The organism is Bradyrhizobium sp. CCH5-F6 (genome assembly GCF_001556045.1).
Lineage (GTDB): Bacteria > Pseudomonadota > Alphaproteobacteria > Rhizobiales > Xanthobacteraceae > Bradyrhizobium.
In genome coordinates, this window is sequence record NZ_LSIC01000178.1 from 1 (window position 1) to 22,565 (window position 22,565).

19 protein-coding genes and 1 pseudogene are annotated in these 22,565 nt (G+C 62.5%); 16 read left to right on the top strand and 4 right to left on the bottom strand.

The annotated features are described in order from the left end of the window. Positions 1–75 precede the first annotated feature (75 nt). From AX729_RS29950 to AX729_RS38305, 8 genes are read left to right on the top strand one after another with little or no spacing between them, the layout of a single operon-like run. The gene (locus tag AX729_RS29950) at positions 76–1,452 is read left to right on the top strand and encodes a GHMP family kinase ATP-binding protein (protein ID WP_061027786.1); all 1,377 of its coding nucleotides are present in this window, start codon (positions 76–78) and stop codon (positions 1,450–1,452) included. Between the two features lie 22 nt (positions 1,453–1,474). Then, entirely contained in the window at positions 1,475–3,394 is a 1,920-nt protein-coding gene (locus AX729_RS29955; RefSeq protein WP_245325460.1) for an N-acetylneuraminate synthase family protein, read from the top strand. Continuing rightward, positions 3,394–4,083 carry an acylneuraminate cytidylyltransferase family protein gene (locus tag AX729_RS29960; protein ID WP_061027788.1) on the top strand — a complete coding sequence of 230 codons (690 nt, stop codon included), beginning with the start codon at positions 3,394–3,396 and terminating at the stop codon, positions 4,081–4,083. The genes AX729_RS29955 and AX729_RS29960 overlap by 1 nt, the downstream gene beginning before the upstream one ends. Continuing rightward, the gene (locus AX729_RS29965; RefSeq protein WP_061027789.1) at positions 4,076–4,840 is read left to right on the top strand and encodes an SDR family oxidoreductase; all 765 of its coding nucleotides are present in this window, start codon (positions 4,076–4,078) and stop codon (positions 4,838–4,840) included. The genes AX729_RS29960 and AX729_RS29965 overlap by 8 nt, the downstream gene beginning before the upstream one ends. Further along, positions 4,837–5,685 carry a sugar phosphate isomerase/epimerase family protein gene (locus AX729_RS29970; protein WP_061027790.1) on the top strand — a complete coding sequence of 283 codons (849 nt, stop codon included), beginning with the start codon at positions 4,837–4,839 and terminating at the stop codon, positions 5,683–5,685. Before AX729_RS29965 ends, AX729_RS29970 begins: the two co-directional genes overlap by 4 nt. Next, positions 5,682–6,443 (top strand): SDR family NAD(P)-dependent oxidoreductase, encoded by a 762-nt coding sequence (locus AX729_RS29975; protein WP_061027791.1) that lies wholly within the window; start codon positions 5,682–5,684, stop codon positions 6,441–6,443. The genes AX729_RS29970 and AX729_RS29975 overlap by 4 nt, the downstream gene beginning before the upstream one ends. 14 nt (positions 6,444–6,457) lie before the next feature. Further along, positions 6,458–7,297: an SDR family oxidoreductase gene (locus AX729_RS29980; RefSeq protein WP_061027792.1), complete on the top strand. Its 840-nt coding sequence runs from the start codon at positions 6,458–6,460 to the stop codon at positions 7,295–7,297. 9 nt (positions 7,298–7,306) lie between these two features. After that, entirely contained in the window at positions 7,307–9,268 is a 1,962-nt protein-coding gene (locus AX729_RS38305; protein ID WP_063817311.1) for an acyltransferase family protein, read from the top strand. 37 nt (positions 9,269–9,305) lie between these two features. On the opposite strand, the gene AX729_RS29990 is transcribed toward AX729_RS38305, so the two are convergent. The 3 genes from AX729_RS29990 to AX729_RS30000 form a co-directional block, all read right to left on the bottom strand. Continuing rightward, complete coding sequence (locus AX729_RS29990; protein WP_197433711.1) at positions 9,306–10,544, bottom strand: hypothetical protein; 1,239 nt, start codon at positions 10,542–10,544, stop codon at positions 9,306–9,308. Between the two features lie 14 nt (positions 10,545–10,558). Continuing rightward, a complete protein-coding gene (locus AX729_RS29995) occupies positions 10,559–11,401 on the bottom strand; it encodes a hypothetical protein (protein WP_245325463.1) in 843 nt (280 codons plus the stop codon). 92 nt (positions 11,402–11,493) lie between these two features. Beyond that, positions 11,494–12,234: a hypothetical protein gene (locus AX729_RS30000; RefSeq protein ID WP_061027795.1), complete on the bottom strand. Its 741-nt coding sequence runs from the start codon at positions 12,232–12,234 to the stop codon at positions 11,494–11,496. Positions 12,235–12,685: 451 nt separating this feature from the next. On the opposite strand from AX729_RS30000, the gene AX729_RS30005 reads away from it, so the two are divergent. The 8 genes and pseudogenes from AX729_RS30005 to AX729_RS41385 all read left to right on the top strand — a co-directional run bounded on the left by AX729_RS30005 (position 12,686) and on the right by AX729_RS41385 (position 21,948). Continuing rightward, a complete protein-coding gene (locus AX729_RS30005; protein WP_197433712.1) occupies positions 12,686–13,570 on the top strand; it encodes a class I SAM-dependent methyltransferase in 885 nt (294 codons plus the stop codon). A 51-nt stretch (positions 13,571–13,621) separates the two neighbouring features. Then, positions 13,622–16,105, top strand: a complete 2,484-nt coding sequence (locus AX729_RS30010; RefSeq protein WP_061027797.1) for a hypothetical protein — start codon at positions 13,622–13,624, stop codon at positions 16,103–16,105. Between the two features lie 83 nt (positions 16,106–16,188). After that, positions 16,189–17,385: an HAD-IIIA family hydrolase gene (locus AX729_RS30015; protein ID WP_061027798.1), complete on the top strand. Its 1,197-nt coding sequence runs from the start codon at positions 16,189–16,191 to the stop codon at positions 17,383–17,385. Positions 17,386–17,525: 140 nt separating this feature from the next. Continuing rightward, a complete protein-coding gene (locus AX729_RS30020) occupies positions 17,526–18,545 on the top strand; it encodes an NAD-dependent 4,6-dehydratase LegB (RefSeq protein WP_061027799.1) in 1,020 nt (339 codons plus the stop codon). Beyond that, entirely contained in the window at positions 18,538–19,731 is a 1,194-nt protein-coding gene (locus tag AX729_RS30025) for a LegC family aminotransferase (RefSeq protein WP_061027800.1), read from the top strand. The genes AX729_RS30020 and AX729_RS30025 overlap by 8 nt, the downstream gene beginning before the upstream one ends. Further along, complete coding sequence (gene neuC, locus AX729_RS30030; RefSeq protein ID WP_061027801.1) at positions 19,728–20,906, top strand: UDP-N-acetylglucosamine 2-epimerase; 1,179 nt, start codon at positions 19,728–19,730, stop codon at positions 20,904–20,906. The genes AX729_RS30025 and neuC overlap by 4 nt, the downstream gene beginning before the upstream one ends. Then, positions 20,903–21,687: pseudogene (locus AX729_RS30035) on the top strand (N-acetylneuraminate synthase family protein); the annotation flags it as partial. The gene neuC and the pseudogene AX729_RS30035, both read left to right, overlap by 4 nt. 9 nt (positions 21,688–21,696) lie before the next feature. Further along, positions 21,697–21,948, top strand: coding sequence for an SAF domain-containing protein (locus AX729_RS41385; RefSeq protein ID WP_245325471.1), 252 nt, complete (start codon positions 21,697–21,699; stop codon positions 21,946–21,948). Here AX729_RS41385 and AX729_RS30040 read toward each other — a convergent pair. Further along, positions 21,945–22,556, bottom strand: a complete 612-nt coding sequence (locus AX729_RS30040; RefSeq protein ID WP_061027802.1) for an acetyltransferase — start codon at positions 22,554–22,556, stop codon at positions 21,945–21,947. The two genes, AX729_RS41385 and AX729_RS30040, sit on opposite strands and share 4 nt — an antisense overlap. Between the last annotated feature and the right edge of the window lie 9 nt (positions 22,557–22,565).

The window sequence follows — 22,565 nt, forward strand, 5'->3', positions numbered from 1 at the left end:
AGATTGAATCACTGCTGTCTCTGAGTCGCAACTGCGGCCTTTTTCAACAGAATCGACCCCTCCTGGACCCCAAACGTGCTTGAACGAACCCTCGTCACCATCGCCGAGACCGAGACCATTGAGGAAGCCTTTCGGCGCCTGAATGCCAACATGCTCGGCATCCTGTTCGCGCAGGACACGAGTGGACGAATCGTCGGTGCGGTGACGGACGGCGACATCCGCAGGCGCATGCTGACCGGCATCACGATCCACGACCGGGTTGCGACTTGCATCAATCGCAACTTCGTCTGGGCGCCGACCGGCGGACCGCGCGAGCAGATCCTCAAGCTGCTCGACCAGCGCGTGCACGTGGTGCCGATCCTCGATGGCGAGGGACGGCTGGTCGACGTCTTCAGCCGCGAGCTGTTCAACCTGTCGGAGGAGAGCGAGGTGTTCGCCCGCGCCCGCTCGCCGGTGCGGATCAGCTTCTCCGGCGGCGGCACCGACCTGACCCACTACTTCGTGGCGAATGACGGAGGCGCGGTCATCAGCGCCACGATCAAGATGTACGCTCATGCGACGCTGCGGCGCCGCAGCGATCCCAGCATCCGCATCTACTCGCACGACTTCCGCTGCACGGTCGAGGCCGACAATCTCGCAGAACTCGAAGCGGGCGGAGATCTCGCGCTGATCAAGTCGGTCGTGCGCCTGATCAAGCCGACTTACGGATTCGAGCTCGAGGTGTCCGCCGACTTCCCGGTCGGCTCCGGCCTCGGCGGTTCGGCGGTGGTCTCGTCCGCGATCATCGGCTGCTTCAACGAATTCCGCGGGGATCAGTGGGACCGCCACGAGATCGCGGAGATGGCGTTCCAGGCCGAGCGGCTGATGCTCAACATTCCCGGCGGCTGGCAGGATCAGTACGCCACCGTGTTCGGCGGCTTCAACCACATGGAGTTCTTCTCGGACCAGAACACCATCGTGCCGCTTCGTCTGGATCCCAACATCATCGCCGAGCTCGAGGAGAGCCTGGTGCTCTGCTATACCGGCTCCGGCCGCGATTCCGGCGCCATTCACCGCGATCAGAAGGCCCAGCACGAGACCAGCGACGCCGTCGCCGCGGCGGCCAAACAGAAGGAAGTGACGCGCGACATAAGACGGCATCTGCTGCGCGGCCAGCTCCTGGAATGCGGCCGGCTGATCGACGAGGCCTGGCACGCCAAGCGGAAGCTGAGCTCGAAGATCTCGTCGGACGCGATCGACGCGATCTACGATTTCGCAAAGCAGCACGGCGCGGTCGGCGGCAAGCTGCTGGGCGCCGGCGGCGGCGGCTACTTCCTGTTCTTCGTACGTCCATTCGAGCGCTACCAGCTCATCGCGGCGCTGGAACAGGAGGGGCACAGCTGTTCGCGCATCATGTTCGAGGAGAACGGGTTGCGGACGTGGAAGTCGCGCTTTCCCGCGCGGCTGGCCTGACGCATATGAGACGAGAATGTTGATGACATCGCCCAAACAGCCCGCCTTGGTCCGAATCGGCAACCGTCTTCTGGGCGACGATGAACCCTGCTACGTCATCGCCGAAATCGGCAACAACCATAATGGCGATTTCGACCGCGCCATTGCGCTGGTCGATGCCGCGGTCGCGGCCGGGGCCGATTGCGCCAAATTCCAGATGCGCAAGCTCGACGAGGTGTATCGCGCCTCGAGCCTGTCCGGGAAGGACGACGATCTCGCGGTCGAGTATACGCTGGATCTCTTGCGCCGCTTCGAGCTGCCGACCGCGCAACAGAAAGCGATCGCCGAATATTGCGCAGCGAAGGGTATCCAGTACCTCTGCACGCCCTGGGACGCCAAGAGCGTCGCCGTGCTCGAAGGCTTCGGCGTACAGGCCTACAAGGTCGCCTCGGCCGACCTCACCAACCTGCCGCTGCTCGCTCGCCTCGCCGCGACCGGCAAGACGCTGATCGTCTCGACCGGCATGAGCACGACGGACGAGATCAAGGTCGCGGCGAAATTCCTCGACGACCGCAATGCCAACTACGTGCTCCTGCACTGCCAGAGCACCTATCCGGCAGCGCTCCACAACATCCATCTGCGTTTCATGGAGACGCTGCGCGAGATCCACCCTGTCGTCGGCTATTCCGGTCACGAGCGCGGCATTGCCGTTTCGATTGCGGCCGTCGCGCTCGGCGCCGTCGTCATCGAACGCCACATCACGCTCGACCGCGAGATGGAAGGTCCGGACCATGCCGCGAGCCTGGAGCCGGAGGAATTCAGGGCGCTCGTCTCCGGCATCCGCGAGGTCGAAGCGGCGCGCGGCGAGAAGCTCGCGGAACGTGCGCTGAGCCAGGGCGAGCTGATCAACCGCGAAAACCTCGCCAAGAGCCTGGTGGCGGCGCGCGACCTGTCGGCCGGCACCGTGATCTCCGAAGGCGACATCGCCGTGAAGAGCCCGGGACAGGGACTGTCGCCGCTGAAGATGCCGGCGCTGCTCGGCCGCAAGCTGACGCGAACGATGACCGCGGATGACTATTTCTTCCAGAGCGATCTCGACGAGGGCGTCGCAAAGGCACGGCGATACCGCTTCGACCGCCCATGGGGTGTGCCGGTACGCTATCACGACACCGCGCGCTTCCTGGAGATCTGCGAGCCCGACATCATCGAATTCCATCTCAGCTACAGCGACATGGAACGCGATCCCGCGGCCTATCTGTCCGGCACCTATGATCTCGGCTTCGTCGTGCATGCGCCGGAGCTGTTTGCCGGCTCCAAGCTCATGGACCTCGCAACACCCGACGAGGCGCTGCGGCGCTACTCGCTGGAGCAGACGCAGGCTGTGATCGACATCACCCGCGGCCTCAAGAAGTTCTTTCCCAAGACCAGGCGCCCGCCGATCGTCGCCAATATCGGCGGCTTCACCATGGACGAGCCGCTGTCGCCGGAGGAGAAAGCCGAGCGTTACCGCATCTTTGCCCAGAGCTTGACCGAGCTCGACATGGACGGCGTCGAGCTGACGCCGCAGACCATGGCGCCGTTCCCCTGGCATTTCGGCGGCCAGCGTCATCAGAACATCTTCATCTTTCCTGAGGAATCGGCCGCGTTCTGCGCCAAGCATGATCTGCGCATGTGCGTCGATATCTCCCACACCAAGCTCGCCGCCAACCATTTCGGCTTCGACTTCGCACAAGGCCTGGCCCAACTCGGGCCGCACACCGCGCATCTGCATTTCGGCGACGCCAAGGGGCTCGACGGCGAAGGTCTCCAGATCGGCGAAGGCGAGATCGATTTCGACGAGATCGGACAGGTGCTGCGCAAGCATGCGCCGACGGCATCGTTCATTCCCGAAATATGGCAGGGCCACAAGAACATGGGCGAAGGCTTCTGGACCGCGCTCGAGCGTCTCGAGGGGCACATCTGATGGCGCGCAAGACGCTGGCCGTGATCGCCGCGCGGGGCGGCTCCAAGGGGATCCCGCACAAGAACCTGCTCGATCTCTGCGGCAAGCCGCTGATCGCCTGGACGGTCGAGCAGGCACGCGCCGCACGCGGCGTCGACGTGGTGGCGGTCTCGTCGGACAGCGACAATATCCTCGCCGCGGCCGAGGCCGCCGGAGCCGTCGGCGTACGGCGTCCGGACAACATTTCGGGCGACCTCGCCTCCTCCGAATCCGCCTGGCTGCATGCCCTTGATGCGACCGAGGCGCGAATGGGACGGTTCGAGCGCGTCGTCGCACTTCAGGCCACATCGCCGATCCGCGAGCCCGGCGACATCGAGAGCGCGCTTGCGACCTTCGATCACGACCATCTCGACAGCCTGCTTTCAGTCTGTGAGGTCGAGGACTACTTCAACTGGCGGATCGGCGCGAGCGGACCGGAGCCGATCAACTACGACTATCGCAACCGCCGCATGCGGCAGCAGATCGAGAAGCGCTATCTCGAGAACGGCTCGTTCTACGTCCTGATCCCATCCCTCCTGCGCGAGCAGAACAATCGTCTCGGCGGCAAGATCGGCTTCCACGTGATGGAGCGCCACAAGATGTTCCAGATCGACCGCCCCGAGGACGTCAAGCTGTGCGCCGCCATCATGCGCAGTTACGGCTATGCCTGATCTCAGCGCGTTCTCTCTCGCAGGCAAGATCGTGGTCGTCACCGGCGCTTCGCGCGGCATTGGCGCGGCGATTGCGAGCGGCCTGCAGGATGCGGGTGCAACGGTGTTCGGCCTCAGCCGGTCCGGCACCGCGCCGCAGGGCGTCACCGCCATTGCCTGCGACCTCTCCGACGACGGAGCGATCGAAAGCGCGTTCCGCGCCATTGCGGCAAAGGGCGAACGCATCGACGCACTCGTGAATGCCGCCGGCATCAGTCTTCCGGCCCAGAGCGCCGAAAGCGAGCTCGCGCGCTTCCGCGCCACGGTCGCAACCGATCTTACCGGCGTCTACGCCACCATCCTCGCCGCCTATCCGCTCCTGAAGAACGCCGGCTCGGCCGCAATCGTCAACGTCACCAGCATCAACTCTGTCCGCGGCTTTCCCGGCAACCCCGGCTACGTGGCGGCGAAGGCAGGCCTCGCCGGGCTGACGCGCGCGCTCGCCGCCGACTATGCCGCCGACGGCATCCGCGTCAACGCGCTCGCGCCGGGCTACGTCGCGACCGGGATGACCGCGAAGAGCTTTGCCGATCCCGTCATGCACGAGGCGAGGCGTCGCCACACCATGCTCGGCCGCTGGGGGCAGCCCGGCGACATGGTGGGCGCCGCCGTTTTTCTGGCATCGGAAGCCTCCGCCTATGTGACCGGCCAGGAGATCTTCATCGACGGCGGCTGGACCAGCAAGGGTCTCGCCATCAGCTCGGACAGCACATCGTGACCGCAACACTGCAACGCATCGGTTTCATGCAAGGACGCCTGTCGGCACTGGTCGACGGCAAGATCCAGGCATTCCCGTGGAACGAATGGCGCGAGGAATTTCCCCGCGCCAAGGCGCTCGGCCTGACGCGGATGGAGTGGACCATCGATCAGGAACGGCTTCGCGAAAATCCGTTGATGACCGAGCCGGGACAGCAGGAGATTCTGGCGTTGTCGCGGGAGAACGCCGTGCGGATCCCGAGCTTGACCGGCGACTGTTTCATGCAGGCGCCGTTCTGGAAGGTCGACGCCGTCGTGCGCGACGCGCTCGTCGCCGACCTCGACCTCCTGATCGCCGCCTGTAGCCGCGTCGGCATCGAATTCGTCGTGGTCCCACTGGTCGACAACGGCAAGATCGAGCGCCAGAGCGAGAGCGATACGTTGAAGCGCGTGCTGCTCGCGCGTTCGCAGACACTTGCAAGGCGCAATGTCAGGATCGTCTTCGAGTCCGATCTGCCGCCACGCGAGCTCGCGCATTTCATGGAGGCGTTTCCGGCAGAGGTTTTCGGCATCAACTACGACAGCGGCAACAGCGCTTCGCTCGGCTACGACAGCGCCGAGGAGATCGACGCTTACGCGCCGCGCATTCTCAACGTGCACGTGAAGGACCGTGTCAGGGGCGGCACCACCGTTCCGCTCGGCACCGGCGATGCCGATCTGGCGAAGACGATCCGGCTGATCGAGCGATCTGGCTACAAGGGCCAATACATCCTGCAAACCGCACGAGCCAGCGACGGTGACCACGCAGGCGCGCTCGCGAAATATCGCGACATGACGGTTCGCTGGATCGAGGATGCGATGCGATGAAGCTCGAGCTGAACGATCGCGTCGCTCTCGTCACTGGCGCCAGCCGCGGGATCGGGCTTGCGATCGCGACGACGCTCGCTGCGGAAGGCGCCAAGGTCGCGCTCGCCGCGCGCCGCGCAGATGGGCTGGATGCCGCACGGGCCGCGGTCGGCGGCAGCACATCTGTACACGTGGCCGATGTCACCGATCCGGCTGCCGCCGCGAGACTGGTGCACGAGGTCGAACGGCAGTGGGGGCGTCTCGACGTCCTCGTCTGTAACGTCGGCAGTGGCGCTTCCGTGCCCCCCGGAAAGGAAACTGCGGCGGAGTGGGCGCGGATGATGGACCTCAATCTCTTCGCCACCACCAACATGATCGAGGCGGGCCGGCCGCTGATGGCACGCGGCGGCGGCGATCGGGCCATCGTCTGCATCTCTTCGATCGCGGGCATGGCGGCGCTTGGCGCGCCCGTCACCTACTATGCAGCGAAAGCCGCGCTGAATGCGACCGTGCGCGGCCTGGCCCGGCCGCTGGCGCTCGAAGGCATCCGCATCAATGCGGTAGCACCGGGCAACATCCTGGCCGCGGACGGCACCTGGGCGCGCAAGATCGCCGAGGACAGAGCTGCGGTCGAGGAGATGCTCGTCCGCGATGTGGCGCTGCGCCGGCTGGGAAAGCCGGAAGAGATCGCCGACCTCGTCGCTTTTCTCGCCTCGCCCCGCGCTTCGTTCATCACCGGCAGCGTGATGGTCGCCGACGGCGGTCAGCTGCGCAGTTGAACAGGAGCCTCCCGATGGCAAGCCCGTCCTCACGCTACGACCTGACCGGCCGCACCGCCCTCGTGACCGGCGCAGGCGGCCTTCTCGGGCGGCAGCATGTCGCCGCGCTTTCAGAGGCCGGCGCGCGCGTCATCGTGACCGACGTTGGGCTTGCGCAGGCTGAAGCGGCCGTTGCCGCGCTCAAGCAAAACGCGCCGTCCGCCGACCTGATCGCGCTTGCGATCGACGTCACGACACTCGACTCGGTGCGGGCCGCAGACGAGCAGCTTTCCGGACGCGGCGTCTCCGTCGACATCCTCGTCAACAACGCGGCGATCGACCCCAAGGTGACCTCCGCACCCGGCGTGATGCATTCGTCCCGCTTCGAGGCGTTTCCGGTGCCGCAATGGCAGACCGAAATCGCCGTGGGCCTGACCGGCGCGATGCTGTGCGCCCAGGTGTTCGGCGGCGCGATGGCAACGCGCGGCCGCGGCGTGATCCTCAACATCGCCTCCGATCTCGGCGTGATCGCGCCGGACCAGCGAATCTACCGCCAGCCGCAGGTGACGCGCGAGGAGGAGCAGCCGGTGAAACCCGTGACTTACTCGGTGATCAAGCACGGCCTGATCGGGTTGACGAAATATCTGGCGACCTACTGGGCCGACCACGGCGTCCGCGTCAACGCGATCTCCCCCGGCGGCGTCTTCAACAACCAGGATCCCGCCTTCGTCGAGCGACTGACGCGCCTGATCCCGATGGGCCGCATGGCCGATGTCGACGAGTACCGCGCCGCCGTGCAATTCCTGTGCTCGGATGCCTCGAGCTACATGACGGGACAGAACTTGGTGATGGATGGCGGACGGAGCGTGTGGTAGCGGCACCAAGTGTATTATCGCCCCGAAATCGATGGCCTTAGAGCGATCGCCGTTCTCTCGGTTATTCTCTTCCACGCCGGACTGAATGCCGTCCCGGGAGGCTACCTTGGCGTCGACATATTCTTCGTCATTAGCGGCTACCTGATCACATCCATCATCAGCACGGAGATGGAGGACGGCAGATTCACGTTCGCAGCCTTCTACGAAAGGCGGGCCCGGAGAATATTGCCAGCACTCATCGTGGTTCTACTCGCCTGCGTTCCTTTCGTTCTCGCCTTCATGCTTCCACGCGAGGTGACCGAATTCTCGAAGAGCGTGATCGCCGTGTGCGCGTTCGGGTCGAATGTCTTTTTCTGGGCGCAGAGTGGGTACTTCGACAGGGCCGCCGAACTGAAGCCGCTGTTGCATACGTGGAGCCTCGGCGTCGAAGAGCAGTTTTACCTGGCGTTCCCCATTCTGCTGATGGGCGCCTTGCGATTTGGCCGCAGGCGAGCAGGCATGCTGTTCGCCGCGATTGCGCTCGCGAGCATTGCCTATGCCCAATGGGGCCCTCAGACCAAGGAGGCTACCTTCTATCTGATACCGAGCCGCCTCTGGGAGTTGCTCATTGGCGCCGTTCTGGCGTTATGGCCCGTGACGAAATTGAGGGCTGAACTGCCAAATACCGCGCTCGACATTTTCGTTGTCGTCGGGATCGCGCTTATCGGTTACAGCCTTCTCGACCACGGGGAAGTTCGATACCCTGGGTTCCGCGCGCTGCCACCGGTACTTGGGGCTTCCCTAATCATCGCATTCGCAAGCGCCGAGACGAGAACCGGCAAGCTCCTGGGAAGTCGAACTCCGGTATCGATCGGCCTCATTAGCTACAGCGCCTATTTATGGCATCAGCCGGTGTTGGTTTTCGCTCGATTGAGCGGCTTCGACCGGCCTAGCGTCGAGCTGGCTTTGGCGCTGACCGCGATTTCTCTCGTGCTTGCCGTCGCGACCTACCGGTTTATCGAGCAGCCGGCCAGAGATCGAAAGTGGTTGAGAGGGCCAACACTGGCTGCACTTTGCTCGCTTGGAATGTCCTGCCTTGCCGGCATTAGCATCGCTGCGATCGGCACGAACGGATTCGAAGAACAACGACCATACTTCAGCAGCGACGAAACTCGCCGTCTGTCCGAATTGCTGGAACGCAACACCGGTGGCGATTTCTTCAAGGACATGGGTTCAGACGGCGATTGCGTATTCTGGACAACGCAGTTCGAGCCCGCCGCATGGAACCGGATCATCGATTGTTCGAAAAGATTCGGACCTGCAACCATTGTTCTCGGCGATTCACATGCGATGAACATCTACAATGCGTTGTTCAGGAACAACTATGCCAAATTCGTCGTAGGCTTGGTCGGCCCTGGATGTCGGCCCTGGGCCAGGATTCCCGAATGTCCCTATCTAGCGTTCGATAAATTCATGGAGACTCATCGCGAGTTCGTCGAGACGGTCATACTGCATTTCTCCGGATCTCACCTCGTGGTCGATGAACACAATCGACAGGAGCCCGCCGATGTTTTGAGATATGGAGGCAAGTACCACTTCAACGAACGCCCGATCGCCATGACGATCGATTACCTGCAAACCATTTCCAACATGACCAAGACAATCTGGCTGGGTCCATTTATCGAATCGAGAATGGACTTCCGCGACTTTGAAAACATGAAGCGGGTTGCGCGCCGAGGATTCCATCTCAATCCCGCGACGGTGGACATCTTTTCGGCCCTCGACAAGCACCTTCGCGACCAGATTGGCCTAAAACGAAGAAACTTCCATTACATACCCTTCTCCGATGTCATTGATCAGGGTGCACGGGGACTGCTGGACGGCGATTGCCTGATGTACAGAGATTCCGATCATCTCAGCGTCTGCGGCGAACACATAGTGGGAAAAGACCTCAAAGCGCTGCTTCTGAGAGACTCGTCAGCAGGACGGTGACACCCCTCCAGCTAGTCGGCTCCTCGGCTTCAACCTCTCACCCCTTGGCGGCGTGCGATCGGTCTCCGCTCTCAGCCGCCGCCGGATTGGCCTCATTCCTTCCTTCCAGCAACTTCCCAAGCCCTTCGCTGGCCACGAAGGTGAGACCCGCCAGCGCAGGCACGATCAGTCGCGTCTCGGAAAAATCGGCGATCACAAAGACCAGCCCTACATGGACGAGGCAAGCTGAGCCGACCACGGCGATCGTCCGAGTGAGCGCAAACGTCCTAACGATGACGATTGCGAGCACGGGACTGGCGATGGCCACCACGAGCTTCATTGTTTGAAGATTAACCACCAGCTTGCTGAAGTCGCCTTTCGTGACCAGGAACGATCCAAAATCAGTTCCGGGATGCATCCAGATCAGCAACTTTGGTACCGCCAGAGAAACACTGATCAGCGCGGCAAACACCCCCCACTCTTTCGCGCTAGGCCAACGCCGCTCGAACGCCGCCAAGCCCAGCAAAGCGAAGGCGGGTGCGAACACGATATCTGCGCGCGCGAAGCTGATGATCAACCCTGAGATGATGGCGGCGGGGTAGCGCCGGGACACGATCAAAAAAAGCAACCAAAACAATCCACCAGCGAGGAATACGGGGCCCATGCGCCCCGGATAAATGGCAGTCTGCGTGTAAAATGCAAACAGGAAAAGGCAGATCCAGGCCGAGGTCCGCGACAACAGGAGGGTCGCGAGTCCAAATACGGCGAGGAATGACAGTGAATCGAACATGTAGTTGATCGCGATATGCGTTCGGTACGTCGATCCTCTGAGATGGTCGTCGCCTAGAACCTGAACGTAGATTTCTACGATCTTCGAGATCAGTGGCCGCATGACGCCTTCGACGAGATTCATGTGAGCGAACTCGCGCTCGTGATCGAGGCTGAACTGCATCTGATCGCGCAGCAGATTCGCCTCATGCCCAGTGATAGATGCCGCGAGGCAACAGCTCACGAGTAGACCAAGGACCACGGGATTGACGAAGCTGCGCCGGATCAAAAAAAGAAGGACAAGCGGAGCGAGCGCAACGATTACGAAAATTGCAATTCCGAGGTAGCGCCATGCGCCGGGGAGCCACCTGTCGGAAAGCTCAAGGCGCCACCACGCTATCACCAGGATGTTGGTGACGACCCAAAATCCCAGCATAAGCCGAAGCGAAGGTGTCGACATATCCTCGTCGAAGTTGATCAAACGACTTAGAAAGCTAGGCGGCGGCGTCTGGGATTCGCGCTGTGACAATTGGCTTGCTCAATCTAATGCTGCAGAATGCCGGCGAGATTCATGTGCGCAGGTCGCGAGTGCTCGATGCCCAGCAACGTGCGCCGATTGTCGTTGGTGCGTTGCAGATGCAGGCTCGCGAGCGTCATTCCGGTGCAAGTGGTAACTGTTGTCCCGCGACCGCCGAACGGCTTGAGAAAATCGAACACGCGGCCGCCGAACATATCAACGACCGACATCTCACGCGCCCCGAGCGGTGGAATTTCGCCGAAATCGGCCTCGATCTGCTCGCCGTCTCCGCGGACCAGCTTCGACGTCGGCCGCGCCGAATGAGCATATTCGGGATCGGAGGAGTGATTGATCAGCATCACGCTGCTGACGATGTCGCTGGTCGCAATGATCTTCGGATTGATACCAGTGAAGCCGACATGCGCCTTGAGCCGGCCCTCGTTCAAGGGTCGAGCAAATGCGCCGGTGCGATAGATCGCGACGTTGTCCTGATCGACATAGGTCATCGAATAGCTGGCAGGCGAAGAACGGAAGCCGTCCATGCGTCCGCGCGACATCACAGCGATGACCAGATAATCGTCCTGCGGCAGCTTGAGCGAGGCGAAAAGACGCGACAGTTCGATTTCGACGGAAGCGCCCGGCGCGTAGTCCTCCGGAAACTCGTAGGTCGCCCGGTACGCGCCATCGCGCGAGAGAATGTGCAGCTTGAATTTTAGCTTCTTGCTGAAGCCCGAGGCGATCAGACTGGCGAGCTCGGGAACGAGATCCTTGACGGTTTCGCGAAAATTCTTGCGCAGGCTACCGGCGACCAGGCTGCGAAGATATCTGATGTCGACGGGGCGATACCAGGCGGGAATCGAGAAACCCATACGCGACTCGACGCCAGCAAAGGTCGGGAACATGAATCTGGGCTCGTAGGGCTTCCAGGGACTGGACGGGAAACGAGTCACGGACGCGCCCTCTAAAAATGATGCAAGCTGAATTTGCCGTTGGCAAACTCATAATAGCTGAACGGACTGGCGATGTTCGTGCCTTTAAATTCCAAGGCAAAACCTTCGGCCGCGCCGACCAGCCTTTCCGCCTCAGGGAAAAGATCCAGCGTGCTGATGCGGACGGCTCCCATCGGCGCGATTTCCGGCAGCGTACGCTGACCCAATGCAGTGCCGTCCAAGGCCATGAGGCGAGCCGTCCCAACCGAGACGCCTTCCGACGCCATGCAGGAATTCACGAGCACGACGCCCGACTCCTTCAGGAATCGCGTGAGATAGGATTGCATCCAGGCAGAAGTGGGGAACGGCGCTGCCGCGACTGGCTCGCGCTCGTGCGACAACGTCACCGCGCCGTGCTGCGAGAAATATTGTGCGTAGTAGCCAGTGGTCACCTTCCGCCCGGGACGAAGCCTGGTCTCGTGCTTCGGAATCAGCGTCATGGCCACGGTTCCGGAAACCCGCGGACACAGCTCCGAAGTCTGCAATTGCAGCTGTCCGTTGATGCCGAGTTCCCGGTGGAAATAGCCCGCCGGCGCGCCTGCTCCATCAAAGAACCAGACGTGCGCATCAACGTCGGGATGATCTTTCATGAAGACCGAGAAGTAGTTGAATGCGCAAACTTCCGTCGTAACGGTCTCGTCGTTGCGCAGATAGAGCACAGCGGGCGGATAGCCTCTGGCAACGGCTTCGCCAATCAACAAATCACCGGGCATTCGACAAGACTCGGCGCGAGAGCTAAGGGATCGGTATGGACCGAACCGGCCGGCGGCTTTGCACAATCACACGCGACGCTTTCGCCCGCATGCCAAAACGTCGACGCGATTTCTGGGCCTGTTTACGCTGAGCCGAAAGGGGAATCAACCGGGAACGAGCGCCGCACGCGCGATTCGAAAAGCACGTCCGGCCACCGGCAAGAGGCGCTGCCTCTGCGCCAGCAAGCTGACACAAAGGACACCCCTGCTACGCTATGGGCGCTCGCAGCCTGCCTCTCTTGGAGTCCTTGCATTGCCGCTGCGGCTCCCGTATGACCGAAAACTCGCTACGTGACCTGGTATCCGGCTGAAACAGGCCGGAACATCTGCTTGTCCTGGATCTACACCGTGCTTCAACGATCGCGCGTCTGCATCAATCCAGTCACGGCCATTCCGGCGAGGAAACGCTGACGTGCGCTGGCAAACAAAGGCGCGAGCGTTCTCGGTATTGTCAAAGATCCCCCGGGGCGAAGACCTGCACTATGCCTTGCAGCGCTACGTAACACGGCGGCTGCCGCGTCCCGAAAAGCAGGTGAGATCCATCTATACACTTGCACAGCGACTGCTAGGCGTACACGAGAAGTATAGCCTCCGACCATTGCGGGATTCGACTTGCTTCGAGTTCGGCGCGGGGCGCGATCTGATCGTTCCACTCGCCTTCAGTGCACATGGGGCTGGACGCTTCATCACCGTCGACATCGAGCGCTTGGCCAAGCTGGAGCTGATCCGCTCCAATGCCGCCGTCATTTCTCGACTGAGCGGTGTCGACCATCCCACCATCAATTACCTGGATGATCTCGAGCGTTGCTGGCGGATCGACTACCGCGCACCATCCGATGCTCGGTCGACAGGCCTGCCGACCGGTTCGATCGACTGCGCGGTCTCAGTCGAAACGCTCGAGCACATCCCCAAGAACGATATCGCGGCCATCTTGAAGGAGCTGCGACGCATCATGCGACCTGACGGAGTGGCGCTCATGCAAATCGACTACGGCGACCACTTCAAGAGCTTCGATCCGTCGATCAGCTCGTTCAACTTCCTGACCTATTCCGACGAAGATTGGTCGCCCTTCCAGTCGCGCTTCCAATACGTCAATCGTTTGCGCCACAGCGAGTATCTTCAGCTGTTCAGAGAGGCCGGGTTTGAACTGCTCAGCGATCAACCGGACCGCCGGCCGCCGGAGCAGCAGATCCTGGAACGATTGGCACCGCGCTTCAGAAGCTTCTCCCCGGAGGACCTGTTCACGCTGGGGTCCTTGATTGTCGGTCGCCCAGCCGACCCGTCGAAGGGAAGTTGAAGATCGCCAATTCTTGGCCGCCCGAGCGGCCCCTACTCTAGAGATCTCGCGATGTGGACAACCACATTTGCCCTCACCTTGCTGTTCTTCCTGATCCAGCTCGGCACCGGGCTTTCGATTTTGGCCATTGCGCCGGCGAAACTCGTCACGGCATGTCGGCTCACGAAGGCTCAGTTCATAGTTCTCGGGTTTACCGTCGGCGCCTCCGCGACAGGCATCCTGCTCGGAGCACTATCGCTATTCGTGAGCGATATGTGGCTTCAATTCGTGGCCATGGTTGCCGTGTCCGGCTTCGGACTTGCCTGGTCATGGTCCAATTGGAGCCCTGCCCCCGACGAGGCGCGCACGGCGGCCATTTGGTGCATTCTATCGATACCGATTGCACTCATGACATGGTGGTGGTCGTTCGGCGCATTTTCCAACTTTCCCTATGCGGACATCGGCGCGGATGTCCACTGGATGAAGACTGCGCAAGAGTACGCCGACGGTGGTGTCATCAATCCGTACGCGGCCCAGTCATATGTCGATCTTCGTTCGGCGGTCGCAGGCGCCCTCGCTGGAACGCTCGGCCTCGACCTCCTGAGATTTAGCTGGACCTATCGCCTCTGCTCGATCCTGTTCTTCCTTTTGGCCTCCTATGGCTTCGTGCAGGGCTTCTATTCCAATTCCCCACGGAAATGGATCGCCTTCTTCTTCTCCGCGACCAGCAACGCTGCCGTCTTGATGACAAACGGCAGCCTCGCCGTCGCCAGCAGTGTTGTGTTTCTTGGCGTGCTGATAGGCAATGCGCGGCATGACGCAAACGGCGGGTCGGTCCGATCCGCCCTGCTGCTGACCGTTAGCGCCGGCGCAACTCTGCTGCTCGCGTTCGCTTTCAACAACAACACGCTCGTACTTGCGCTGCTCTTAGTCGCGCTGTTCCTGCTCAGGATGCTGAGCGGCAGCGGAAGGTATGGCTGGGCTCTTTTTCTTGGTTGCATCTGGCCGGCGACGCTCCTTCTTGCACATCGCGGCTCCTACCTGTTCGTTCCGATCGTTCTGGTCAGCTGGCTTCTGTATCTTGCCGTCTTGCGGATGATTTCCGCCTGGCCGTCGTCCAGCATCGCGGTCCTGCGACTTCTGTCTTTCGTGCTGCCCCCGATGATTCTCGGAATTGTCGTCTGCGTGGCGGGAATGCGCTTCGGCTACATTCAGCCAATGAGCGCCAACGATACCTTTTCCTCGATTACGGAACTGATCCTGGGCAGAAGGATCCAAGGCGGAGAAGAGCTGTTCCTGGGCTCTGGACCGCTCGTTGCAACGATCGAACTTGGCCGGGCTATAGGCCCTCTCCTGTCCATCTGCATCGCGCTGGGCGTCGCTTGGTGGTGGATGACCAGACCTGTCCGGCGGAATGCGTCGGGTGCGATCGGTTCGCAACCCGAAGGCTTCGTGACACTGGTGTGGTCTTGGATTACCGGCTGCGGGCTGAGCCTTGCCGTGCTCTCCGGCTTCCCATTCTTGTATCGCACCGGTGCAATCATATTGTCGCTGTTCGCGATCACGGCAACTGAAGTTTTTTGTCAATTGCTTATCGATTTCCGTCCCTCCCGATATCGGCGGGTCCTCGTTGCCACGACGATCACGCTGCTTGCGACCGTTCTCGTGGTTCTGGTCTACGCATTTGCCTGGCGAACGGACCTGCCCTTTGCCCGCTATCAGGCGTTCCTACGACCGATGGAAATTTCAGGCGTTGCGCTACTCATGACGCTCGCGCTATTGACCCCGATCCAGTCGCAACGAGTCTACACCTACGCTCTGGTGGGGATCGTAGGCTTGGGCATGGCCGTCGATAAAGTTGGTCTGTCCGGCATCATCAGGAGCTACAGTTACGGCGCGATTCCCGATCGCGCTGCAGTCGTGTCACACTACAACGCCGACGAACTTGAATTGGCTCGTTGGCTCCGCGAGAATCTGAGGAATGGAGTCATCCTCTCGGATCCGTATACGTTGGGCATAGTCCAGGCGGTCACGGGCGCGCCGGCCGTGTATCTGTTCTCCAATCTAGATACTGTGAACGAGACGATTGCAAACCGGGCCAAATCGGTTGTGCGCACAATTCTGCAGCCGACCGAGGGAGATCAGCGGCTTTCAAACACTTGCAGCCTGATCGCATCCCTGGTGGGGGCAATCAACTCGGAGACCTTCTTCCAGATGCGCAGGACCGATGCTTTGGGCGGAATCATGCGATCCGTCAGCGGCGTGCCGGCGGCAGGCCAGCCCCCTTCCAACTTAACCGGCTCTGAAATCCCACCTGAGGAGGCCAGGTCCACGATCCAGAGTATTCTTGGGACCGGCGAGAATGCCTGGAAGCTCGTCGTGATCATCACGCCCCGCACGATCGAGTGGACCCATCTCGCAGCCGACCAGCGTCTCAGCTACTTTCCTCCGTGGGAGCCGATGGCCCCTATCACCGACGCCCTTCGCCCCAGTCCGTTTCCGATCCTGTTCGCCAACAGGCAGACGGTCGTCATTCGCATTCCCTGCTCGCGCTGATATGAAGTGCGACGGTAATTGCCCTTCGTATTGCTGCAGATTGGCGTCACGTCGCATCGTTCACGCTGTCAAGAGGACATATCATGTTGAGACAGGCCGTCATCCTCGTTGGAGGGTTGGGTACGCGGCTTGGCGCGCGCACCAAGGCGGTGCCCAAGCCGATGCTCGAGATCGGCGGCCGACCGTTTCTCGATACGCTGATCGATGAACTCGCCCGCTATCACGTTTTCGACGAGATCCTTTTGCTCGCCGGGCACAAGGCCGACATCGTCGAGCGCCACTATGCCGGCGCGGCGAGGGGCCGGGCGAAGGTCCTGGTGTCGCGCGAGACCGAGCCGCTCGGCACCGGCGGAGCGCTCGTGCATGCGCGCGACCTTCTGCATGACCGCTTCCTGCTGCTCAATGGCGACTCGCTGTTCGACTTCAACCTGCTCGACCTGATCGCGCGAGCGCAGGGCGGACGCGTTCACATGGCACTGCGCGACGGCGTTGTCGGAGATCGCTACGGGCGCGTCATCCTCGACGGCGACGTCGTGCGTGAGTTCATCGATCCGGGTGCAGGCGCCACAGGCCCCGTCAATGCCGGCATCTACGTCGTCGACAAATCCGTCGTCGCGGACATCGCGAAGCTTCCCGCTTCGCTCGAGCAGGACGTGTTCCCCGGCTTGGTCAGATCCGGGGCGCTGCGCGGGACGGCCTATCGCGGCTACTTCATCGACATCGGCATTCCCGACGATTTCGCACGCGCTGACCGGGAATTGCAGGACAAGCTGCGGCGGCCAGCGGTGTTTTTCGATCGTGACGGCGTGCTCAACCATGATTCAGGATACACTTTCGAGACGCACAAGCTCGAATGGATCGAGGGCGCACGCGAGGCCGTGAAGGCCGTCAACGACGCCGGCTATTTTGCCTTCGTCATCACCAATCAATCCGGCGTCGCGCGCGGCTACTACGAGGAGCATCACGTGGTCGCGCTGCACCGCTGGATGGCGGACCAGATGGCGCTGATCGGCGCGCATGTCGATGCATTCGAATATTGTCCCGATCACCCCGACGGAACCGTCGCGCGCTATTGCCGCATCAGCGACCGGCGCAAGCCGGCGCCGGGCATGATCACCGATCTCGCGCGGCGCTTTCCAGTCGACATGGCGCGCAGCATGGTGATCGGCGACAAGCAGAGCGACATCGAAGCCGCTCGTGCGGCCGGCCTCCCCGGCCATTTGTTCGAAGGCGGCAATCTGGAGACGTTCGTGAGACAGCGCCTCATCCCGGCCGGCTAAGCCCAGGCGCGCGTCACGAAAACGGCTGCATCCCCGGGCATTTGGCAGCTATCGGGCGCTGCTCTGTTGCGCGCAACCGCCAGTGTGCTATAGCGCCATCTTGTTGCGAACACTGGCTTAATCGCCTTCTGAGGTCCGGCATGGCAGATCTGAGGGACGCCCGCGTCCTCGTTACCGGCAGCGACGGCTTCATCGGTTCGCATGTCGTCGAGGAGCTGGTGAAGGCCGGAGCCCGCGTCAAGGCGATCGTCTACTATAACTCCTTCAACTCCTGGGGCTGGCTGGACACGGTTCCCGCTGACGTCATGAAATCGGTGGAGGTGGTCGCCGGCGATATCCGCGATCCGCATTTCATGATCCAGACGGCCTCCGGCTGCACCGACGTGCTGCACCTGGCGGCGCTGATCGCCATCCCCTACTCGTATGTCGCGCCCGACTCCTATGTCGATACAAACGTGAAGGGCACCGTGAACGTGGTCCAGGCCGCGCGCATGGCCGGCGTGCGGCGCTTCGTGCAGACCTCGACCAGCGAGGTCTACGGCACCGCGCAGACCGTTCCGATCAAGGAGAGCCATCCGCTGGTCGGACAGTCCCCCTACTCGGCCTCGAAGATCGCCTCCGACCAGATGGCGCTATCCTTCCATGCCTCGTTCGACATGCCGGTCGTCGTCATCAGGCCGTTCAATACTTTCGGCCCGCGGCAGTCGGCGCGCGCTGTGATTCCCACCATCATCAGCCAGATCGCGACCGGCAAGCGCAAGATCCGTCTCGGCGCCGTCAGCCCGACGCGCGACTTCTCCTTCGTCACCGACACCGCGCGCGGCCTGATCGCAGGCCTGACGGCGCCTGCGGACCAGGTCGTTGGCCAGACCATCAATCTCGGCAGCGGCTTCGAGATATCGGTCGGCGCGACCGCGCAGATGATCGCCGACGTCATGGGAACCCCGATCGAGATCGAAACCGACGAGGCGCGACTGCGTCCCGCCAACAGCGAGGTCGAGCGACTCTGGGCCGACAATTCCAAGGCGCGCCAACAGCTCGGCTGGAGCCCGGAATACGGCGGCGTCGAGGGCATGCGCCGCGGCATGGCCGAGACTGTGAAATGGTTCACCAACCCTGCCAATCTCAGCCGCTACAAGGCCGACGTCTACAATGTCTGAAACGGTAGACAACTCACGCTTCAAGCCGGAGACGATCGTCGACGCCGTGCGGCGAGCAGTGGGAACGCCGAACGGCATCCTCGGCCTGCATGAACCCGTGTTCGCCGGAAACGAGATCGCCTACCTCGAGGAGTGCATCAAGAGCACCTTCGTCTCCTCGGTCGGCCCCTTCGTCGATCGGTTTGAGCGCATGCTGGAGGAGATCACCGGCGCCAAGCGCGCCGTCGCCGTCGTCAATGGCACGGCCGCATTGCATACCTGCTTCCGCCTCGCCGGTGTCGAGCCCGGCGACGAGGTCGTCTCGCCGGCGCTGACCTTCATCGCGACCACGAACGCGATCGCATATTGCGGCGCAACGCCGCACTTCGTCGACAGCTCGCTCGAAACGCTCGGCATGGACGCTCGCGCACTCGCGGTGCGCCTCGATGCGGTCGCGCAGAAAACTGCGACCGGCACCATCAATCGCGAGACTGGCCGCCGCATCGCGGCGATCGCCCCGATGCACACGTTTGGGCACCCGGTCGAGCTCGACGAGATCGCCGCGATCGCGCAAGGCTGGGGTATTGCGCTTGTCGAGGATGCCGCGGAATCGCTCGGCTCGACCTACAAGGGCCACGCCGTCGGATCGCAGGCACGACTCGCGGCATTGAGCTTCAACGGCAACAAGATCGTCACCACCGGTGGCGGCGGCGCTATCCTGACCAATGACGAGGAACTGGGGCGCCGCGCCAAGCACCTCACGACGACGGCAAAACTGCCGCACAAATGGGCCTTCATCCACGACGAGATCGGCTTCAACTACCGCCTGCCGAACTTGAACGCGGCGCTCGGTTGCGCGCAGCTCGAGCAGCTCGACGGCTTCCTGGCAAGCAAACGGAAGTTGGCAGCAGCCTATCAGCGCGCTTTTGCGGATGTTCCCGGCGTCCACTTCTCGCGCGAGCCCAAGGGCACCACGAGCAACTACTGGCTGAACGCGATCCTGCTCGACGAGGAGTATGCCGGGCAGCGGGATGACGCGCTCGCGGCGCTCAACGACGCCGGGTTCGGCGCGCGCCCGGTCTGGACCTTGATGCACAGGCTGCCGATGTTCGCGCAGAGCCCTCGCGGCGATCTCGGCACCGCCGAATCGATCGAGAGCCGCCTGATCAACCTGCCCTCCAGCGCCAGCATCAGGCCTCCGCGATGAGTGGTGGCGGGCGCAAGATCTGTTTCGTCACCGGCAGCCGCGCCGATTTCGGGCTGCTGGTCTGGCCGATGCGCGCGATACGCGAGACGCCTGGCCTGACGCTTCAGCTCGTTGCCACCGGCATGCATCTCGCACCTGAGTTCGGCTACACCTTCAACGCCATCCGCGACGAGGGGTTCGAAGTCGACGAGCGCGTCGAGACGCTGCTCAGCAGCGACACCGGAGCAGGCGTCGCCAAATCGGTCGGACTCGGCGTGATCGGCTTTGCCGACGCCTTCACGCGGTTGCAACCAGATCTCGTCGTCGTGCTCGGCGACCGTTTCGAGATGTTCGCGGCTGCGCAGGCCGCGATGTTCATGCGACTGCCGATGGCGCATCTGTTCGGTGGCGACGTCACCGAGGGTGCGGTCGACGAATCCACGCGCCACGCCATCAGCAAGATGTCGCATCTGCATTTCACAAGCAATCAGGGCTCGACGCGGCGGTTGATGCAGCTTGGTGAGCACCCGTCCCGTATCCATACCATCGGCTCGGTCGGCATCGACGCCATCAGGTATCTCGATCTGATGAACCGCGACGACATAGGCACCGCGATCGGCATGCCGCTCGGCGAACGCAATGCGCTCGTCACGTTCCACCCCGTCACGGTCGAAGCGGGGCGGTCGGTGGCCGAGCTGGAGGAGTTGTTCGCCGCACTGTCGACGCTCGATCCCGCCTTCCGTCTCGTCTTCACGCTCGCCAATGCCGATGCCGAAGGGCGCGCGCTGAACGACCGGACCAAGGCTTTCGCGGCTGGCCGGCCGAACACGATCGCGGTCGCCTCACTCGGGCAGCTTCGATATCTCAGCCTGATGAACCAGGTGGACTTGGTGATCGGCAACTCCTCGAGCGGCGTACTCGAAGCGCCCTCCTTCGGCGTTCCCACGGTGGATATCGGTGACCGCCAGAAGGGTCGCGAGCGCGCGGCCTCGGTGTTTCATGCAGCGCCCGAACGGAGCGCAATTGCCGCCGCCATCTCGGCGAGCCTCCAGCGCGGCCGCCAAGCCACCGTCAACCCTTACGGCGACGGCGAATCCAGCCGGAGGTTTGCCGACATCGTCGCCGGCATCACGGATTTCGGACAGCTGCTGAAAAAGGGCTTCTACGAACTTCCCGCAAGCGGAGCGCGGCCATGACGACGCACACGCTGATCATCGCGGAGGCCGGCGTCAATCACGACGGCAGCCTGGAAAAGGCACTGGCCCTGGTCGATGCGGCGGCAGATGCCGGTGCCGACATCGTCAAATTCCAGACTTTCAATGCGAAGGCATTGGCGGGCAGCGCTGCGAAGAAGGCGGACTATCAGCAGCGTACCACAGGTGCCGACGAGAGCCAGCTGGCCATGCTGGAACGTCTCGAGCTGCCGCAAGCCGCGCATCACACGTTGATTGCGCGCGCCAAGGAGTGCGGCATCGAATTCCTGTCTACACCGTTCGACGACGCTTCGCTCGCCCTCTTGCTGTCGCTCAAGCTGCCGCGCATCAAGATCGGTTCGGGCGATCTCACCAACGCCCCGCTACTGCATGCAGCGGCGAGGGCCGGCACCATGCTGATCCTGTCGACCGGCATGGCAACGCTGGGCGAGGTGGAGGAAGCGCTGGGCGTATTGGCGCATGGCTACGCGCAGCGCATTGATCCCGCAGGGGTCGCTTCATTCCGCGCGGCTTGGCGCGATCCGGCGGCGCGCGCCGCGCTGGCGCGGCACGTCAGCCTGCTCCATTGTACGACCGAGTATCCCTGCCCCGTCGCGGATGTGAACCTCAGCGCGATGGCGACGATGCGATCCGCGTTCCAGCTTCCGGTCGGCTATTCCGACCACACCGACGGGTTCGAAATTTCAGTAGCCGCGGTTGCCCTCGGCGCCACGATCATCGAGCGGCCGGTCCCGACCACGCAGCGTCACTCGAGCCCGACGACTTCAAGCGGATGGTGAGCGCCATTCGCAACGTCAAGGCTGCGCTCGGCGATGGCGTGAAGACGCCAAAAGAGTCTGAAATCAGGAATGTGCCTGTCGCGCGCAAGAGCATCGTGGCAGCACGTGCACTGAAAGCCGGCGAGATTATTGGCCCTGCCGACATCACCGCCAAACGGCCGGGCGTCGGCCGGCCGCCGATCGACTATTGGTCCGTGATCGGCACGGCGGCGCCGCGGGCGCTCGAACCGGACGATCCGGTTTAACGACGAGGTTTTGCAGGAACCCCGCGCAGCACGGACCCGGGCGGCCATGACCCCGTGACGACAGAGCCCATCGCCACCAGCGTATCGCTGCCAATGGAGACGTGATCGCGGACACGGCTGCCGAGCCCCACAAAGCAATTGTCGCCGATCGCTGCACCGCCGCCGACCACCGTCCCGGGAGACAGATGCGTGCAGTGCCCGACTCGCACATCGTGCTCGACGACCGCGCCCGAATTGATGATGCAGTGTTGACCGATCATGCTTCGTGCATTGACGATCGCACCCGGCATGACGACGCTGCCCGGACCAATCGTCGCCGACGGCGAGACGAACGCGCGCGGATGAATCACCGACGCCCAGCGCTTGAGCTGCAGCCGGGCGATCATCTGCCGGCGCGCAGGCCCCGCCTGCATCGTTCCGACCCCGACCACGAAGGCGGCATCCGGATAGCTCGGCGCAACATCGTCGGTTCCGAGATAGCACGCATCGCCCAGTGTTCCCGGCTGACGATCAAGGAAGCCGACGACGTCGAACTGACCCGACAGGAGGGCGGCCTCATAGACCATGAAGGCGTGCTCGCCGCCGCCAATGATGATCAGATCGTCCATCGCGATTCC

Bases quoted from the DNA above. Each gene is read 5' to 3' on its own strand.
- AX729_RS29955 (WP_245325460.1), top strand. From the start codon at position 1,475: ATGACATCGCCCAAACAGCCCGCCTTGGTCCGAATCGGCAACCGTCTT.
- AX729_RS29960 (WP_061027788.1), top strand. From the start codon at position 3,394: ATGGCGCGCAAGACGCTGGCCGTGATCGCCGCGCGGGGCGGCTCCAAG.
- AX729_RS29965 (WP_061027789.1), top strand. From the start codon at position 4,076: ATGCCTGATCTCAGCGCGTTCTCTCTCGCAGGCAAGATCGTGGTCGTC.
- AX729_RS29975 (WP_061027791.1), top strand. From the start codon at position 5,682: ATGAAGCTCGAGCTGAACGATCGCGTCGCTCTCGTCACTGGCGCCAGC.
- AX729_RS29980 (WP_061027792.1), top strand. From the start codon at position 6,458: ATGGCAAGCCCGTCCTCACGCTACGACCTGACCGGCCGCACCGCCCTC.
- AX729_RS29995 (WP_245325463.1), bottom strand. From the start codon at position 11,401: ATGGGTTTCTCGATTCCCGCCTGGTATCGCCCCGTCGACATCAGATAT.
- AX729_RS30000 (WP_061027795.1), bottom strand. From the start codon at position 12,234: ATGCCCGGTGATTTGTTGATTGGCGAAGCCGTTGCCAGAGGCTATCCG.
- AX729_RS30010 (WP_061027797.1), top strand. From the start codon at position 13,622: ATGTGGACAACCACATTTGCCCTCACCTTGCTGTTCTTCCTGATCCAG.
- AX729_RS30015 (WP_061027798.1), top strand. From the start codon at position 16,189: ATGTTGAGACAGGCCGTCATCCTCGTTGGAGGGTTGGGTACGCGGCTT.
- AX729_RS30020 (WP_061027799.1), top strand. From the start codon at position 17,526: ATGGCAGATCTGAGGGACGCCCGCGTCCTCGTTACCGGCAGCGACGGC.
- AX729_RS30025 (WP_061027800.1), top strand. From the start codon at position 18,538: ATGTCTGAAACGGTAGACAACTCACGCTTCAAGCCGGAGACGATCGTC.
- neuC (WP_061027801.1), top strand. From the start codon at position 19,728: ATGAGTGGTGGCGGGCGCAAGATCTGTTTCGTCACCGGCAGCCGCGCC.
- AX729_RS41385 (WP_245325471.1), top strand. From the start codon at position 21,697: ATGGTGAGCGCCATTCGCAACGTCAAGGCTGCGCTCGGCGATGGCGTG.
- AX729_RS30040 (WP_061027802.1), bottom strand. From the start codon at position 22,556: ATGGACGATCTGATCATCATTGGCGGCGGCGAGCACGCCTTCATGGTC.